At 68.1% G+C, this 16555-nt stretch carries 15 protein-coding genes and 1 tRNA gene; 13 read left to right on the plus strand and 3 right to left on the minus strand.

Annotation, left to right across the window (positions count from 1 at the left end; genetic code table 11):
• Positions 1-195 precede the first annotated feature (195 nt).
• A complete protein-coding gene (locus tag BM349_RS15545; protein WP_091708049.1) occupies positions 196-687 on the plus strand; it encodes a hypothetical protein in 492 nt (163 codons plus the stop codon).
• Between the two features lie 24 nt (positions 688-711).
• Here BM349_RS15545 and BM349_RS15550 read toward each other — a convergent pair whose 3' ends face one another.
• Both BM349_RS15550 and BM349_RS15555 read right to left on the minus strand, forming a co-directional pair.
• Entirely contained in the window at positions 712-2106 is a 1395-nt protein-coding gene (locus BM349_RS15550; RefSeq protein ID WP_091708051.1) for an amidohydrolase family protein, read from the minus strand.
• A gap of 28 nt (positions 2107-2134) precedes the next feature.
• Entirely contained in the window at positions 2135-2623 is a 489-nt protein-coding gene (locus BM349_RS15555; protein ID WP_091708053.1) for a YajQ family cyclic di-GMP-binding protein, read from the minus strand.
• Between the two features lie 269 nt (positions 2624-2892).
• Here BM349_RS15555 and BM349_RS15560 point away from each other — a divergent pair, with 269 nt between their 5' ends.
• The 11 genes from BM349_RS15560 to BM349_RS15610 all read left to right on the plus strand — a co-directional run bounded on the left by BM349_RS15560 (position 2893) and on the right by BM349_RS15610 (position 13810).
• Positions 2893-4143 carry a sugar ABC transporter substrate-binding protein gene (locus tag BM349_RS15560; protein WP_091708055.1) on the plus strand — a complete coding sequence of 417 codons (1251 nt, stop codon included), beginning with the start codon at positions 2893-2895 and terminating at the stop codon, positions 4141-4143.
• Between the two features lie 93 nt (positions 4144-4236).
• Complete coding sequence (locus tag BM349_RS15565) at positions 4237-5835, plus strand: ABC transporter permease subunit (RefSeq protein WP_175525326.1); 1599 nt, start codon at positions 4237-4239, stop codon at positions 5833-5835.
• Positions 5835-6848, plus strand: a complete 1014-nt coding sequence (locus BM349_RS15570) for a sugar ABC transporter permease (protein ID WP_091708059.1) — start codon at positions 5835-5837, stop codon at positions 6846-6848. The genes BM349_RS15565 and BM349_RS15570 overlap by 1 nt, the downstream gene beginning before the upstream one ends.
• 131 nt (positions 6849-6979) lie before the next feature.
• Positions 6980-8863 carry a glycoside hydrolase family 13 protein gene (locus BM349_RS15575; protein WP_091708061.1) on the plus strand — a complete coding sequence of 628 codons (1884 nt, stop codon included), beginning with the start codon at positions 6980-6982 and terminating at the stop codon, positions 8861-8863.
• Positions 8860-9651, plus strand: a complete 792-nt coding sequence (locus tag BM349_RS15580; RefSeq protein WP_139230945.1) for a hypothetical protein — start codon at positions 8860-8862, stop codon at positions 9649-9651. The genes BM349_RS15575 and BM349_RS15580 overlap by 4 nt, the downstream gene beginning before the upstream one ends.
• Positions 9652-9807: 156 nt before the next feature.
• Positions 9808-10308, plus strand: a complete 501-nt coding sequence (locus BM349_RS15585) for an FBP domain-containing protein (RefSeq protein ID WP_091708064.1) — start codon at positions 9808-9810, stop codon at positions 10306-10308.
• The gene (locus tag BM349_RS15590; protein WP_091708066.1) at positions 10305-11222 is read left to right on the plus strand and encodes a PfkB family carbohydrate kinase; all 918 of its coding nucleotides are present in this window, start codon (positions 10305-10307) and stop codon (positions 11220-11222) included. Before BM349_RS15585 ends, BM349_RS15590 begins: the two co-directional genes overlap by 4 nt.
• A 122-nt stretch (positions 11223-11344) precedes the next feature.
• A tRNA-Tyr gene (locus tag BM349_RS15595) sits at positions 11345-11426 on the plus strand.
• Between the two features lie 204 nt (positions 11427-11630).
• Positions 11631-12128 carry a hypothetical protein gene (locus tag BM349_RS15600; RefSeq protein ID WP_091708068.1) on the plus strand — a complete coding sequence of 166 codons (498 nt, stop codon included), beginning with the start codon at positions 11631-11633 and terminating at the stop codon, positions 12126-12128.
• Positions 12129-12201: 73 nt separating this feature from the next.
• Complete coding sequence (locus BM349_RS15605) at positions 12202-12759, plus strand: YbaK/EbsC family protein (RefSeq protein ID WP_091708070.1); 558 nt, start codon at positions 12202-12204, stop codon at positions 12757-12759.
• Positions 12760-12889: 130 nt separating this feature from the next.
• Entirely contained in the window at positions 12890-13810 is a 921-nt protein-coding gene (locus tag BM349_RS15610; protein WP_091708072.1) for a hypothetical protein, read from the plus strand.
• A 24-nt stretch (positions 13811-13834) separates the two neighbouring features.
• Here BM349_RS15610 and BM349_RS15615 read toward each other — a convergent pair whose 3' ends face one another.
• Positions 13835-15415, minus strand: coding sequence for a phytoene desaturase family protein (locus BM349_RS15615; protein ID WP_091708074.1), 1581 nt, complete (start codon positions 15413-15415; stop codon positions 13835-13837).
• A 70-nt stretch (positions 15416-15485) separates the two neighbouring features.
• Here BM349_RS15615 and BM349_RS15620 point away from each other — a divergent pair, with 70 nt between their 5' ends.
• The gene (locus tag BM349_RS15620; protein ID WP_091708075.1) at positions 15486-16286 is read left to right on the plus strand and encodes an inositol monophosphatase family protein; all 801 of its coding nucleotides are present in this window, start codon (positions 15486-15488) and stop codon (positions 16284-16286) included.
• Positions 16287-16555 lie beyond the last annotated feature (269 nt).

Below are 16555 nucleotides of genomic sequence, written 5' to 3' on the forward strand. Positions count from 1 at the left end.
CTCCTCACGCAGAGTGCGCGGCACGATCGGGTGGGCCGGCCACCCGGAACCGCGAAGCAGCGCACCCCCCTCGGTGCGCGCCGCGGCCTACACTAGCACCGCGAAGATCCGCCCAGACGGAGCCGACCGCGGCCGATGAGGCGGTTCGGCGGCCGGCGGTGGCTACGCGAGCCGGCGTTCCCGGAGGAGTGCACGATGACAGGCCTCGACGCGGTGGACGACCGGTTTCCGATCTTCGAGCTCGGGTACGGCGACAGCGAGGGACAGGACGCGACCTACGTCCGGTCGCGGAACGGGATCCTGGTCGCGCGTGCGGGCAACGGCGGCTCCTTCCGCTGGATCTCGCTGAGTCTCATCTCCTCCGGGGTGCCGCTGCGACTGGGCTACACCTGTCGATATTCACGCCCCGGCGACGATGGCGTGTTCACGGCGGAGGCCACCGCGGGAGAGCGTTGCCCACCGGAGGATGCCGGTGCCATCACTCAGCTCGCATTCCGGTCGAAGATCTATTACCGGTGCCGGGTCGCCCGGACGGGCCGCCCCGGGGAGGAGACCAGCGATCCCGCCAGCAGTTTCTGGTACCCCAGCGGCCAGTTCTGCGGGACCACCGAGCCGGGCGCCTGGATCACCGCCCTCGAGATCAAGATGCCGCCGATCTTCGAGGCGTGGCGCACCGCGGCCATCTGATCGCGCGCAGAGACCCCTCCGGCGTCACGATTCTGCGGCGACGCGCAGACCCGCGCGTATGTCGTCCTCGGTGACGCCGTAGCGCTCCAGCAGATGGCTCCGCGACGCCTCGCCGCTGCGGGCCAGTGCGTCGTAGTCGACGCCGACGAGTTCGCCGCCCCACTTCCTGATCTTCCCGTCGATGATCACGGTGTCAACGACCGCGGGGCTGCCGCAGTTGACGACCGCGCCGATGTCCGATCCGAACATCCTGGTCGTCACCTGGTCGAGGGCGATCACCACCAGGTCGGCCTTCTTGCCGACTTCGATCGTTCCGATCTCGGCCTGGCGGCCCGTGTTGAGGGCGCCGCCCACCGTGGCGGCGCGCAGGACGTCTTCGACTCCGTATCGGGGTGGGACGTCGGCTTCGCCGCCGTACTCGGCCGCGAACGAGAGGCCGCGCTGGACGGTCAGGAGGGTGCGCATCTCCGCGAACATGTCGTGCGCGTAGCTGAGCTCATTGTCGGAGCTGATGCCGATCTGGATGCCGTGCCGGTCGGCCTGAAGCACGGGGGAGAACCCGCCGAGCCCGTACTGCGAGTCCGAACGGGGAACGAGGTTCACTGCGGCCCCGCTGTCGGCGATCGCGCCCCACATCGCGTCGCTGAAACCCGAGCAGTGGTTGTAGGTGTGACCGGGTCGCATCAGCCCGCTCTCGCCGAGCTTCTCGACGTCCGGCACCCAGAAGCCCATCTCCGCGCACAGGTCGAAGCCGTGCTCGTCCGCGAATCGCCACTGCTCGACCGAGGGCATGACGTTGAACATCCTCAGAGTGACCAGATCCTGCCCGCTGGAGAAATACTCTTCGCGCAGGCGGAGCAGGTCGGCGGGGAGCTGGCCCTCGTGGTCGCCGACCTGCGCGCTGCCCGCCGCGTAGACCGCCCGGATGCCGGTGCTCAGCAGCGCCTCGATGGCGGCATCCGAATGCCCGCGCGAGCGCGAGTTGTGACTGTTGTCGATGAAGGTCGTCGTGCCCGCGTTGATCGCCTGCGCCGCCGAGAGGAGCTCCGCGATCGCAATGTCTTCGGGGCGGTAGTGCAGCGCGAGGCCGCCGTGCGTGATCGACATGTATTCGCCGAAGTCGGCATCCGGTGCCACTCCGCGCAGTTGCCCCTCCCACGCGTGGAGGTGTGAGTCGATGAGCCCCGGCACGATGATCGTGCCGCTCGCGTCGATCACGATCGCGTCCTGGCCGACCTGATCCGCAAGCCCCGGGCCGATGGCCTCGATGGTGCTGCTCCTCAGCAGGAGGTCGCCCCGCACCACTCCGGGCGGACCCATCGTGACGATCGTCGCGCCGGTCAGCAGCATCCGTCGGCTGGCGTCGCCCTGGCTGCCGACGGCTCTGTCTCGCTCTGCAAGCTGATCGCGAAGGCTCATCGGTCGGCCCGGCAGGTCAGTAGCGGCGTTACCGGTAGTTGATGAACTGCAGGTCGACGTCGAGGTCCGCAGCCTTCAGCAGCCGCTGCACTTCCTGCAGATCGTCGCGGCTCTTGGACTGCACGCGAAGCTCGTCACCCTGGATCTGCGACTTCACGCCCTTGGGCCCCTCGTCGCGGATGATCTTGCCGATCTTCTTCGCGTTCTCCTGCGAGATGCCGTCCTTGATCGTCGAAGTGATGCGGTACTCCTTGCTCCCCGCGACCGGTTCACCGGATTCCAGACTCTTCAGCGAGATACCGCGCTTGACGAGCTTGGACTGGAAGACATCCAAGACCGCCTTCGCCCGCTCCTCCGTGCTCGCCTTGATCAGTACGGCTTCGCCGCTCCACTCGATCGAGGCGCCCGTCCCCTTGAAGTCGTAGCGCTGCTCGACCTCCTTGCGGGCCTGCTGCAACGCGTTGTCAGCCTCCTGGTGGTCGACCTTGCTCACGATGTCGAAGGATGAATCAGCCATGCGCGGAAGTCTAGCCGGGCGTCGAAGTGCGGACTCGGAATGGCCAATGATGCAAGCGCTTGCACAACCGTTCTCCACTGTTACCGGTAACGACCTGCCGTGAAGTCACGAACCCGTATCGATCAGTGATCCCAGAGGTTGCGGAGACGGGCGATCGTGGTAACAATGTAAGCGCTTGCAGTTTTGCGAGCGGAAGAACGGCCTTCAACGGTGCCCAGCGCCGGCCCGGGCCGGTCATACCCCCTATTGCACTTGAGAGAGGCACACCGATGAAGGTGAACAGGAAGAGCGCGATCGGAGTCGGCGCGCTCATCGCCGGAAGCATGATCCTGCTCGGCGGCTGCGCTGCCGGCGGCAGCGGAGACAGCGGAGACAGCGGTGACAGCGGTGACACGACGCCCATCACCATATGGGTCGACATCGAGCGCAAGCCCGCGCTTGAGCCGGTTGCGAAGTCCTTCACGGAGGACACCGGCATCGAGGTCAAGCTCGTGACCAAGGACTTCGCGACCGTCGACCAGGACTTCATCAGCCAGGTTCCGACCGGCAAGGGCCCCGACATCATCGTCAGCCCCCACGACAAGCTCGGCGCGTACGTGGCCGCGGGTGTCGTGGCACCCCTCGAACTGGGCGATGTCGCCGACGGCTTCGCTGAGGCGTCGATCCAGGCCATGACATACGACGGCCAGACGTACGGCGTGCCGTACTCGATCGAGAACGTGGCGCTCGTGCGCAACACCGATCTGGTCGCAGAGCCGGCAACGACGTTCGACGAGGTCATCGCGAACGGCACCGCCGCCGGCACCGAGTACCCGTTCCTCGTCGGCCTGTCGCCGGAGCAGGGTGACCCGTACCACCTGTACCCGCTGCAGACCTCGTTCGGCTCGCAGGTGTTCGCGCAGAACGCCGACGGCAGCTACGACGCCTCCCAGCTCGTCCTGGGCGACGCGGCCGGCCAAGCGTTCGCCACCTGGCTCGCCACGCAGGGTGCCACCGGCACGGGCGTCATCAATGCGAACATCGACGGTGACAAGGCGCGCGAGTTCTTCCTCGCCGGGCAGTCCCCGTACTACCTGACCGGACCGTGGAACATCCCCGCGATCTCCGAGGCCGGCATCAACTACGCCGTCGACCCGCTCCCGAGCGCCGGCGGCCAGGAAGCGCGTCCGTTCGTGGGCGTCAACGGCTTCTTCCTCTCGAGCAAGTCGACCAACGCGCTGGCGGCGACGAACTTCATCGTCAACTACCTCAGCACTGAGGACGCTCAGCTCGCGCTGTACGAAGTCGGCGGTCGTCCGCCGGCGCTGATCGCGGCGTACGAGACGGCTGCTGAGTCCGACCCCGATGTTCTTGCCTTCGGTGCGATCGGCCAGAAGGGCGCTCCGATGCCCTCCATCCCCGAGATGGGCGCGGTGTGGTCCGACTGGGGCAACGCCGAGCTCCAGATCATCAAGGGCGAGGGCGGCGACCCGGTGACCGTTTGGGATACCGCCGCGACCAACATTCAGGGCAAGATCTGAGGCCCAGTAGTACATCAGGTGGGTGGGGCTGTCCGCGGCCCCACCCACCTGTCTAATCTGTAGCCAGACACTGCGATGAAGGAGCGTCCCTCGATGGCCGACGTGAAGCAGAACGCGCCCAAGACAGCGGCGAAAACGTCCACCTGGGGCGACGATCCGTTCCACAAGCCGAGCAAGCGACTGACCTCCGGGGGTCTGCTCGCGCTCATCGTGAAGGTCGTCCTTCTCGCCATCATCGACGCGCTCGCCGTGTTCGGCGTATGGGTGCTGATCGGCAAGGGCGACTGGGTCGCCGCCATCATCCTGGCGGTCGTCGTGGCCGGAGTGAACTACGTCTACCTCCGCCCGGGCCTCCTGCCCGGGAAATACCTGACGCCCGGCCTGGCATTCCTGGCCGTCTTCCAGGTCTTCGTGATCATCTACACGGGCTTCATCGCGTTCACGAATGCGGGAGACGCGCACAACAGCACCAAAGAAGACGCGATCGCCCAGATCATCCGCACGTCGCAGGACCGCGTCCCGGATTCGCCGGAGTACACCGTGCAGGTCCTCAAGCAGGGCGACCAGTTCGGCCTGCTCGTGGCCGAGCCCGGCGGCGATCTGTCGTTCGGCACCAGTGAGCAGCCCCTCGAAGCGGTCGACGGCCCGCCGGACGGGTGGAACGAGCTCAATCTCAGCCAGGTCATCCGCTTCCAGGATGAGGTGCTGGCGGTCAACGTCCCGATCTCGGACGACATCAACGACGGAACGCTGCGCACGTCGGACGGCCAGAAGGCCTACGTGTACGTGTCGAGCCTCGTCTATGACGAGTCGGCCGACACCTTCACCGACGCGGAATCCGGACAGGTGTACGTCGACGACGGCGAGGGCAACTTCCGAGCGGAGGACGGAACGACGTTGACGCCCGGCTGGCGCGTCGCGATCGGGTGGGACAACTTCGCGTTCGCCTTCACGAACGAGCAGATCCGCGATCCGCTCATCCGCGTGACCATCTGGACGTTCGTCTTCGCGGCCCTGTCGACTCTGGTCTGCTTCGCCCTGGGTCTGTTCCTCGCGATCGTGTTGAACCATCCGACGCTTCGCGGCAAGAAGATCTACCGCATCCTGGTCATCCTCCCGTATGCATTCCCCGCGTACCTGACCGGCCTCGTCTGGGCGGGCATGCTGAATCAGGAGTTCGGATTCATCAACCAGGTGCTCCTCGGTGGAGCGCAGATACCTTGGCTGGCCGATCCGTGGCTCGCGAGACTCAGCGTGATCTTCGTGAACATGTGGCTCGGCTACGGGTACATGTTCCTGGTCTGCACCGGCGCGCTCCAATCGCTGCCCGATGACATCATCGAGGCGGGAAAGATGGATGGCGCGGGAGCATGGCGCATCTTCCGATCCGTCAAGCTGCCACTCCTGTTCGTGGCCGTCGCGCCGTTGCTGATCGCGACGTTCGCGTACAACTTCAACAACTTCGGCGTGATCTACATGCTCACGCGAGGCAATCCGCGGTTCACCGACACGACACTCGACATCGGCGCCACCGACATCATGATCACGATGGTGTACAAGGTCGCCTTCGGCGGCGGGGGCGGTCGAGACCTGGGTCTCGCGTCGGCACTGTCGATCCTGATCTTCATCATCGTGACGATCGTCGCGGTGGTCAGCTTCCGGCAGACCAAGGCACTGGAGGATCTGAACTGATGACCGAGAACGAGACCGGCTCCGCCGGCACACGCAGGGATCGCAGCTCCAGCTCTCGTGGGCCAGTCGCGCCTGTGGGCCTGGTCGGAATCGAGGAGGGCGAGATCTTCGGACAGGCCCTCGATGAGCCCCGATCGGTCATCCCGCCCCGCCGGCGACAGTCCTTCAGGCACTGGTTCGTCGATAAGGGCTGGCGCCACATCGTGGCGTGGGCGGCCATCGTGTTCGCAGTGTTCCCCCTGCTGTACGTCCTGTCGGTGTCGTTCAACCCGATCGGAACGCTCACCGGATCGAACCAGCTGTTCCGTGCCTTCTCCCTCGACAACTACACGAACCTGCTCACGAATCCCGACGTGCCCTACCCGCGCTGGTACGCGAACTCGCTGCTGATCGCGATCGTGACGAGTGTGTTCACCGTGCTGCTGTGCGCGATGGGCGCTTACGCGTTCTCGCGGATGCGATTCAAGGGCCGTCGTTTCGGGCTCATGTCGTTGCTCGTGCTGCAGATGTTCCCGCAGCTCCTGGCGATCACCGCCATCTTCCTGCTCATGATCCAGATCAGCGACGTGTTCCCGGCGATCGGCCTCGGCACCCACGCCGGTCTGATCATGATCTACCTCGGCGGCGCGCTCGGCGTGCAGACGTTCCTCATGTACGGGTTCTTCAACACCGTGCCGACGGCTATCGACGAGGCCGCCAAGATCGATGGGGCGGGTCACGCGCGTGTGTTCTTCACGATCATGCTGCCGCTGGTCGTGCCGATCCTGGTCGTCATCGGCCTGTTGACCTTCATCGGAATCATCGGCGAGTTCGCGATCGCAAGCGTGATCCTGACTGACCCGAACCAGCAGACGGTCGCCGTTGGACTGTTCCAGCTGGTGTCGGGCTTCCAGTCGCAGAACTGGGGCATCTTCTGCGCCGGTGCGGTGCTGGCCGCCCTTCCGGTGATGGTCTTCTTCCTGGTGTCGCAGCGCTACATCTCAGGTGGCCTGGTCTCGGGCAGCGTCAAGTAGAACGGCTGCCGGGGCGGCATCCGTTCTGCACAACTGAACAACAATCCGAGGGCTCTGCCATGGCGACCGGCCGTGCAACCACGTCGATTCTTCGGCGGCGTTGCCGCCTGCCCGCATGAAAGGCCCATCGTATGGAACTCCCGATCCCGCACCACGACGGTTCGCCGCTGCACGTCGACAACCTCAGTCCGACGCTCGGGGAGACGGTCCGGGTACGGGTCCGCGTGCCCGCGGACTACGGTCCCCTTGTCGCAGTGCGGACGCGCTCGAACCCCGACCATGAGCCCGCCTGGACGGATGCCGCCCTCATCGGCTCCGCCGACGGGTGGGACTGGTGGGAGGCGGATGTCGTCGTCGGCAATCCGCGTCACGGCTACCGGTGGCTGTTCCAGCACGAGGACGGCCGGGTGCATTGGCTGAACCAGTCGGGGCTGCACACCCTCGAGACGCTGGATGCCGAGGACTTCGCGCTGGTCGCCTCTCCGCCGCCCCCCGAGTGGATGTACGACGCGGTCATGTACCAGGTGTTCCCCGACCGATTCGCGAGGTCGGCTCAGGCTGACGAGCACGAGACACCCGACTGGGCGATCCCGGCGGCGTGGGATGACCCGGTCGACACGGTCGCGCCCGGGCGATCGCAGCAGTTCTACGGGGGAGACCTGGACGGGCTCACCGGCAAGCTCGACCACCTGGTCGAGCTCGGGGTCAATCTGCTGTACCTGACTCCGGTGTTCCCTGCCGCCTCGAACCATCGCTACGACGCCTCCAGCTTCCTGTCGGTCGATCCGCTTCTGGGCGGCGATGAGGCGTACATCCGGCTCATCGAGGCGGCGCATGAGCGCGGCATCCGCATCATCGGCGATCTGACGAGCAACCATTCGGGGGATCGCCACGAGTGGTTCCTGTCCGCACTGGGCAACCCCGCTGCGCCGGCGGAGGAGTTCTACTACTTCACGGACGAGGGCAACACCGAGTACGTCTCGTGGCTCGGCTACCCGACGCTGCCGAAGTTCAACTGGGCATCGGAGAAGCTGCGTGAGCGCTTCATCGACGGGCCCGACTCCGTCGTCGCGAAGTGGCTGAAACCGCCCTACAGCACGGACGGGTGGCGCATCGATGTGGCGAACATGACCGGGCGCCTCGGCGAGGTCGACCTGAACGCCGAGGTGCGTCAGCTGCTGCGCCGGACCATGATCGACATCAATCCCGAGACGATCCTGCTCGGCGAGTCGACGAACGATGCGGTGAGCGACCTGCAGGGGGACGGCTGGCACGGCGCGATGACCTACCCGTCGTTCACCCGCCCGTTGTGGGGATGGCTGAGCGAGCCCGTCGCCACCCGCTACGTGAGCGCGGAGGGCGAGGAGGTGACCGATCCCTGGTTCTTCGGCCAGCCGATCGGCGGCATCCCTCGCTACACGGCGGCCCAGTTCGTAGCGGCGGTCACGCGGTTCACGGCCGGCATCCCCTGGCGCGTCCGGCTCGGCAACATGCAGCCGCTTGACACGCACGACACGGCCCGCTTCGCAACGCATGCCGCACCCGGCAGCATCCCGCTGGCGGTCGGGCTCTCGATGACCCTCCCGGGACTGCCGGTCGTCTTTGCGGGCGACGAGTACGGCGTCATCGGCGTGGACGGCGAGGCGAGTCGCACACCCATGCCGTGGGGGAGTGAGAGCGAGCCCGAGGTCGCCGCCCGCCTTGCGCTGTACCGCGACCTCATCCGGCTGCGGCGCGACCACCCGGTGCTCGGCACCGGCGGTCTGCGATGGGTGCACGTCGACGACGACACGGTGATCTTCGTCCGCGAATCGGCGGAGGAATCGATCCTCGTGCTCGCGTCGAGCGGCGACGTCGATGTCGAGCTCGCATCGATCAGCGTGCCGCGCGCCGCGGACGCGGTCGACCTGTACGGGGATGCGACCCTGGCGACGGCATCCGATGGGTCCGTCCTGATCACGGCGGACGGCCCGGTGTTCGCAGCGTGGGCGCTGCCCGGCGTCGTCCTGCCGTGAGCGCGGAACGGTTCGAGGCGCTCACCGCAGGTCTCGCGAACGGGGTGCGTGCGCGGGATGGCGTGTTCGGGCTCGTACTGCTCGGTTCGGCATCCGACAGCGGCGCACTGCGACGAGACGAGTGGTCGGATCACGACTTCTTCGCGCTGATCGATCCCGGCCGGGGTGTGGGCGTGCGCCCCGACCTGTCGTGGCTGCCGGATCAGGATCGGCTCGTGCTGACCGCACGCGAGGGGGAGATCGGCTTCGTCGCGGTGTACGACGACGGGCACGTCTTCGAGTTCGCGTTCTCCGAGGTGGACGAACTGGCCGGTGCGATGGCGGGCGATGCCACCGTGGTGCTGGACGATTCGGTCGGCTCGGTGGCGGCGCTCATCGCGAATGCCCACGCCACCGCCGCGGCATCCGACCGCTTCGATCCCGCGAACGACGTGCGTCTCGTCCTCGTCAAGCTGCTGATCGGGGTCGGGCGGGTACGGCGCGGCGAGCGGCTCAACGGCGGGCAGTTCATCCGCACCTGGGCGGTGCAGCACCTCGTGCGGGCGATCCGCGGTCGCTACGCGGATCGGTCCACGACCTTGCGCGACGTGATCGACCCGATGCGTCGGTTCGAGACGGACTTCCCGGAGTGGGGTGCGCGGATCGCGGAGCTGCTGGAGCGTCCCGCGGAGGACGCCGCGTGCGGACTCCTGCAGCTCACGCGCGAAGTGTTCGAGCCGGGCTGGAGCGATTTCCCGTCGCGTGCCGCGGACGCCGTCGCGGCAAGGCTGGGCTGGCGTTGCGGCTGATTCTCCACAGGTGGTGACACCGGGTTGCGGCATCCCTCCGCGATCCGCTCGGGCTGCAGGAGCCGTCGAGCGCTGCGTCGTGATCCGCGGCCGACGCGCCGAGGGTCCGCAGGAGTCGGGTTCTTCGTAGACTGAGCGAAGACGCGAGGAGGTCCGATGCGCCAGCTGTCCGAAGACGACATCCGCGGGGCGTTCGCCAACGCGAGCGACGACGAGCTGCGGCTCCTGACATTCCCACCGGATCTGGTCCTGACCGACTGGGATCATCTGGATTTCCTGGCGTGGCGTGATCAGCACTCGAAGGGCCGTGGCTATCTCGTCGCAGAGCTGGGCAACCGGCCCATCGGCGTCGTGCTGCGCTCGTCGGAGGGCAGCTCGCGGGCGAGCTCGGCGCTGTGCAATGTCTGTCACACGATGCAGCCGGCCGATCAGGTCTCGCTGTTCTCCGCCCGCAAGGCGGGGGATGCCGGTCTTCGCGGCGACACCGTGGGCACGTACCTGTGCACCGACCTGTCATGTCACGAGAACGTGCGCCTCGCCGCACCGCTCGCCCCGAACGAGGTCCGCGCGAGCGTGGACGCGCGGATCGACGGAACACGGCAGAGGGCAGAGGCCTTCATCGAGAGAGTGCTCGAATCAGCGAGGGCGGAAGCATGAGCGGTCGGATTGTGGTCATCGGCGATGCGCTGATCGACGAGTTGCGCGACGACACCGGGGTCCGCGAATTCGTGGGCGGTGCGGCGCTGAACGTGGCGGTGGGTCTCACGCGCCTGGGCGTTCCGACCACGCTGATCGCGATGGTCGGCGACGACGAGGCGGGGGCGCACATCAGGTCCTACCTCGCGGACTACGGCGTGGATCTGATCGCCACGCCGTCGGCGCTGGGCTCTTCGAGGGCCGTGAGCACCCGGAGCGCCGCGGGCGAACCGGTCTACGAGTTCAACGCCGCCGCGCAGGCGCGCGGGATCGTCTTCGGCGACGACGTGCGCGACGCGATCGCGGATGCCGACATCGTCGCGGTCAGCTGCTATCCGTTCGACAACGCCGAGCAGACCGAGCTGCTGGCGGCCGCACTCGAGGGGACGCCCGGCACCCTGGCGATCGATCCGAACCCGCGTTCCGGCATGATGTCGGACCTCGACGGATTCGTGCGAGGTTTCGAGACGCTCGCCGCCTGGGCGACGCTCGTCAAAGTCGGCGAGGACGACGCCGCCCTGCTGTACGGCGAGCCGCTCGACGCGCTGCGGGCGCGGCTTGTGGAGCTCGGGGTCGATGTGGTGCTCGCGACCCAGGGGTCGTCGGGCGCCACGATCGAGGCGGGCGACATCGTCGTGACCCGGCCGATCTCGAATCTGCCCGGTCGCATCGTCGACACGATGGGTGCCGGCGACGCGGCCTTCGCTGCGGCGGTCGCATCGCTGATGGACGGCGCAGAGAAGGACGAGGACGCCTGGGGTGAGGCGCTCGAGCGGGCGATGGACGTCGCCGCCGCGACCTGCCGCTTCGAGGGTGCGCTGCTGCGGCTGCCCGAGTCGCTCGCCGACCTCGACCTGGACCGCATCGGCACCTGATCGGGGCATGCCCAGATCGACGATTCCCGGCATGCTGGCCGGATTTTCGTGGTGCGCGCCGGACGCGTAAGATGGGTGATCGCGCCTCCGCTCGACTGTACAAGCCGGTCGGGTGCGCGTCTGGCGAGTTACCCAAGCGGCCAAAGGGATCTGACTGTAAATCAGCCGGCGTAGCCTTCGGGGGTTCGAATCCCTCACTCGCCACGAAACGACAGAAGCGCCCCCTCGTGGGGCGCTTCTGTCGTTCATCGGCCCAGGGGATTCGAACAGCCGCGCGCAGCACGGCGCGTTGATCTGCCCAGCCGCTAGCACTCGCCTGGCGGGCTGGCAACCCCGCGCCCGATTCCAGCGCCCTCCACGACCGCGAGCGTACGATGGCCCGATTCGCACCGACGAAGGGACAGGACGATGACCGGAACACAGGGTGACATCGACGCCGCGACGAAGGCCGCACGTGATGCAGCCGCCAAGGTGCGCGCGACCGCAGACGATGCAGGAGCATCGCTCGGGGCCACTGCTGAGGAGATCGCAGATCAGGTCGCTTCAGCTGGGACTACTGCCAAGTCCGATCTCTCAGGCGCCGTCGGCGACATGGCCGACAAGGTCAGCGAGAAGGTCGGCGACGTCGCCGCGGGAGCGAAGAGCGCAGCATCCGACGCCCAGGCCGCGGTCGGAAAGGCAGCCGATGCGGCGACGGATGCTGCCAGGGCGGCCGGCGCCAAGATCAAGAGCGCCGCGGGCGACGTCGACTTCGACGAGATCATCGCGCAGGGCCGCACCGTCGCAGGTCAGTGGACCGACCGGCTCAAGCAGGCATACCGGGAGCGGCCCGCTGTCGTGATCGCCGCCGCGGCCGGTGCCGTCGTCGTCGCCACGGCGATCGTGCGCGGCCTGGCGCGACGCTGACCGTTCGCTCCGGCCCGCGCTCCTGTCTCGCGGCGCGCGGGCCGGAACGACGCACCGCCAATAGGCTCCCTCCATGGAGTGGCACGCAACCGGATCCCTGACCGCACAGCCCGCAATCGAGCATCCTGAGCTGCTCGCGCCGTCGGTGCGCCGGACCCTCGATGAGCTCGGCGGCGAGTGGGCCGGCCGAGTCGGAGTGGCGTCGATCGATCCCGCACTCGCCGACACCGCGGAGTTCTGCGCGCGGTACGGCGTGGCCATGGACGCATCAGCGAACTGCGTCGTGATCAGAGGAAAGCGCGGCGGCGAAACCCGCTTCGCCGCCTGCATGGTGCTCGCGACCACGCGCGCAGATGTGAACGGGGCGGTGCGCCGCCGACTCGACGCGCGCACGGCATCGTTCGCGCCGATGGATGAGGCGGTCGCGCTGTCCGGGATGGAGTACGGCGGCATCACGCCGATCGGACTGCCGGTCGAGTGGCCCATTCTGATCGACGCTGCGGTCGCGCGCGCCGAGGAGGTCGTGATCGGCAGCGGCATCCGCGGGAGCAAGCTGTTCCTGCCCGGTTCCGCACTCGGGTCGTTGCCGAACGCCGAGGTGATCGAGGGTCTCGCCCGACCGGTGGAGTGAGCACGCCGCAGCGCCCCGAAGGCACCGCGCCGGCCGCTTTGCACAGCTCGCGAACACGGCCCCGCCGTCCTCCCCGCTGCATGTCAGGATGGGCGTGTGCAGGCGCGCCCTGCCGACGAGAGGACTGCCCATGACCGATCCCCACGCCGAACCGGCCCTCGCTGATTCGTCGAGTTCCTCGCTCGTGCGCGCGGCGATCTGGGTCGCGATCGGTGCGCTGATCGCCGCGGCGATCGTCTGCGTCGTCTGGGTTCTGATCGGCACGCAGAACGGCATCATCGGGCGGGCCTTCCTCACGATCCTCCTGCTCGCCGCATTCGCCGGTGTGGCGATCATCGATGCGCACCTCGCATCGCGTCGCCCGGCCTGGTTCGCGCTCGCGAGCATGCTCACGTGGGTGGTGACCCTGCTGATCGGCGCAGTCATGATCTGGCTTCCGGAGCGCTACTCGTGGGGCGGGTTCAACCGGTTCGTGCAGTTCCTGCTGATCGTGCTGATCCTCCAGCTCGCGCTGCTCCACATCCGGCTGTACACGAAAGCCCTGCAGCGCCACGTCACGACGTTCACGCAGATCGTCGGAATCGTCACCATCACGCTCGTCATCGGACTGGCGGTCATGCTCGTCCTGCCGCTCATGCTCAGCGAATGGGTCGAGTTCGCCGATCTGTACTGGCGGTTCGTGGTGGCGGTGACGATCCTGGCGGCCGTCGGCACGGCCCTGATCCCGCTCGTCAACGCGCTCTTCGCTCCGAGGAAGCCGCGCCCCGCGTACCTGAACCCGCCGCCGATCGGTCCGGTGCTGCAGCCGTGGCCGACGTTCGCCGACGGGGTCACGCCCCTGCCGATGATGCCCGATGGTCAGCCCGACTGGAACGCCTACTACACGGGGTATCCGTCTCAGGTGTCCCAGGCGATCGCCCCGGTCGCGCCGATGGCCGCGCCGCCACAGCAGTGGCCCGATCAGGCGCAGGCGCCGAGTGCATCGCCGGCACCGCAGCGCAGCGGCTACGAGGGCTACCCGCCGCCGCCACCTCTGCCGCCGCGACCGTAGGCCGGGCGGCGGGCTCGCCAGGCCTCAGCCGCGCAGGAGCTCGAGGGCGGCCATCGCCGCGTTGTGCCCGCCGAGCCCGCTGACGGCGCCGCCTCGGCGAGCGCCCGATCCGCACATGAGCACTCGAGGATGCGCCGTCTCCACGCCCCAGCGCGCAGCGGGGGAGTCGAGCACCTCGTCGTCCTCGGCCCACGGCCACGACAGCGGGCCGTGGAAGATGTCGCCGCCGACCATCCCCAGTGACTCCTCGAGGTCGGCGGTGGTCCGCGCCTCGACGCAGGGCGATCCGTCCGGCGCCACGTACACGCAGTCCGATATCGGCTCAGCGAGCACGGAGTCGAGCGAACGCTGCGCCGCGTCCAGAAGCGCGGTGCGGGCGGCATCCTGATCCATGCCCGCCACGAGGCGGTGCGGCAGCTGCAGCCCGAAGAGCGTCAGCGTCTGAGCACCCTCCGCCTGCAGTCGCGGACCGAGGATCGACGGATCGGTCAGAGAGTGGCAATAGATCTCGGCGGGAAGGGGATCCGGGATGCCGCCGCCCGCGGCGACCGCGTAGGCGTCATCGAGCTGCGACATCGCCTCGTTGATGTGGAAGGTCCCGGCGAACGCGGCCTCCGCCGCGACGCTCTCGTCTCGCAGCCGCGGCAGGCGCCGCAGGAGCATGTTGACCTTGACCTGCGCCCCTTCCGGTGGTCCCGCCGTCGCGGTTCCGTCCGCGAGCAGACGATCCAGCACCGCCGGACCGACCCCGCTCAGCACCAGCCGGCCGCGCAGCGACTCCGGTCGCTCACCGCCCAGCTCGACATCGCCGTCGGGACCGATCGCGACCACCTCAGCGCGGGTGCGCAGTTCCGCTCCAGCATCCCGTGCGGCGCGTTCGAGCTCGGCGCTGACGCGGCCCATCCCGCCCACGGGGACATCCCAGTCGCCGGTGCCGCCGCCGATCACGTGGTACAGGAAGCACCGGTTCTGCCGCAGGCTCTCGTCGCCCGACGACGAGAATGTGCCGATGAGGCCGTCGGTCAGAGCGATCCCGCGCGCCAGGTCGGTCTCGAACGACTCCCGCAGAACCCCGCCGAGCGGGCGTTCGATGAGCTCGTCCCACAGGACGTCGTCGCCGATGCTCGCGCGAACCTGCGCGCGAGAGCGCAACGGCTCGGTCACCGTCGGGAAGAGCTCACGCGCCAGCGGCGAGATCCGCTCGTAGAACCGGGCGAACCGCTCGGCCTCCCGGGCGTCGCCGGTTGTGCGAAGGAACGACGCGGCCGTTGCGTCGTGGTCCCCGGTGTCGACGAGGATGCCGCGCGACGGATCGGCCGGATCGGGCGTATAGGACGAATAGCGGCGACGCCGCAGGTCGATCCTGAGACCCAGGTCGTCGATGATCCGCCGCGGCAGCAGGCTGACGAGGTACGAGTATCGCGACAGTCGGGCAGCGACGCCGTCCCACGGGCTCTCTGATACCGCGGCGCCGCCGAGGTGGCCGAGTCGCTCGAGCACGACGACCGTGAGCCCGGCGCGAGCGAGGTATGCGGCGGCGACGAGCGCGTTGTGCCCGCCTCCGACGATCACGACATCGTGAGTGGCGTCGTCAGTGCGGGGCATCCCTCCACGCTAATGCGCGTACCTGTCCACGCGGTGCGGGCTGTGGATGCCGCGACGATAGCGTGGACGCATGGCAACCGAACAGCCGCTCGAAGCGCTCGCGATCGAGATCGCTCGCGAGGCCGGCGCGCTCGCGCAGCAGCGGCGGACGGAGGGCGTCGCAATCGCGGCGACCAAGTCGTCGATCGCCGACATCGTCACCGAAGCCGACCGCGAGGTCGAGAGGCTGATCCGTGCGCGACTGGCCGACGAACGACCGGGCGACGGGTTCCTCGGCGAGGAATCGGGCGCCGAGCGCGGCACGACCGACATCACCTGGGTCGTCGACCCTATCGACGGGACGGTCAACTACGCCTACGGGATCCCGGCGTACGCCGTCAGCATCGCGGCAGTGCGTGGGGAGCCGAATCCCGACGCGTGGGAGGCGCTGGCCGGAGCCGTCTTCAGTCCGTCGACCGGTGAGCAGTTCCACGCGTCGCGGGGCGGGGGCGCATGGCTGGACGGCCACCGGCTGTCGGTCAACGAGGAGCCCTCGACTGCCGGCGCACTGCTCGCGACCGGGTTCGGCTACGACCCGGCGACCCACGCGAGCGACCTCGCCCGCGTCGGCCGCGTGATGCCGATGGCGAGGGATCTCCGCCGCATCGGCGCAGCATCCCTCGATCTGGCATTCGTGGCGGCCGGACGCTTCGACGGTTACTTCGAACGCGGCCTGCAACCGTGGGATCACGCCGCCGGCGCGCTCCTGGTGGAAGAGGCCGGGGGTCGGTTCGCGAAGATCCAACTCGACGACATCCCCGGCCGCCCGCTGTTCGTGGCGTCGGGCCCCGGGGTTTTCGACAGGCTGCTCGCGGCCGCGGTCGGTCCGTGAAAGTATTGCGTGTAACCTTCCGGCGCGTCGCAGTCTGTCGCACACGACATTCCCAGGCGTGAACGGATAGTCTTTACCTGATCGTTACCTTTGCCGCCCGAACGGTGAGGTGATCAGAAGCCCGAAGTCCGACCGTTGCCCCCCGAGCGACACGATCCGAAAGTCCCCTGCGCTTTGCCTTTCGACGCCCCTCAGGCTGCGTCTGCGCCCACGCGACGTTCCAGCCGGTCATCCGCCACGCCGCCCTCGGCGACCGCGGAGACTCCAGG

It is taken from the genome of Microbacterium sp. cf046, assembly GCF_900114345.1.
In the GTDB taxonomy this organism is placed as follows: domain Bacteria; phylum Actinomycetota; class Actinomycetes; order Actinomycetales; family Microbacteriaceae; genus Microbacterium.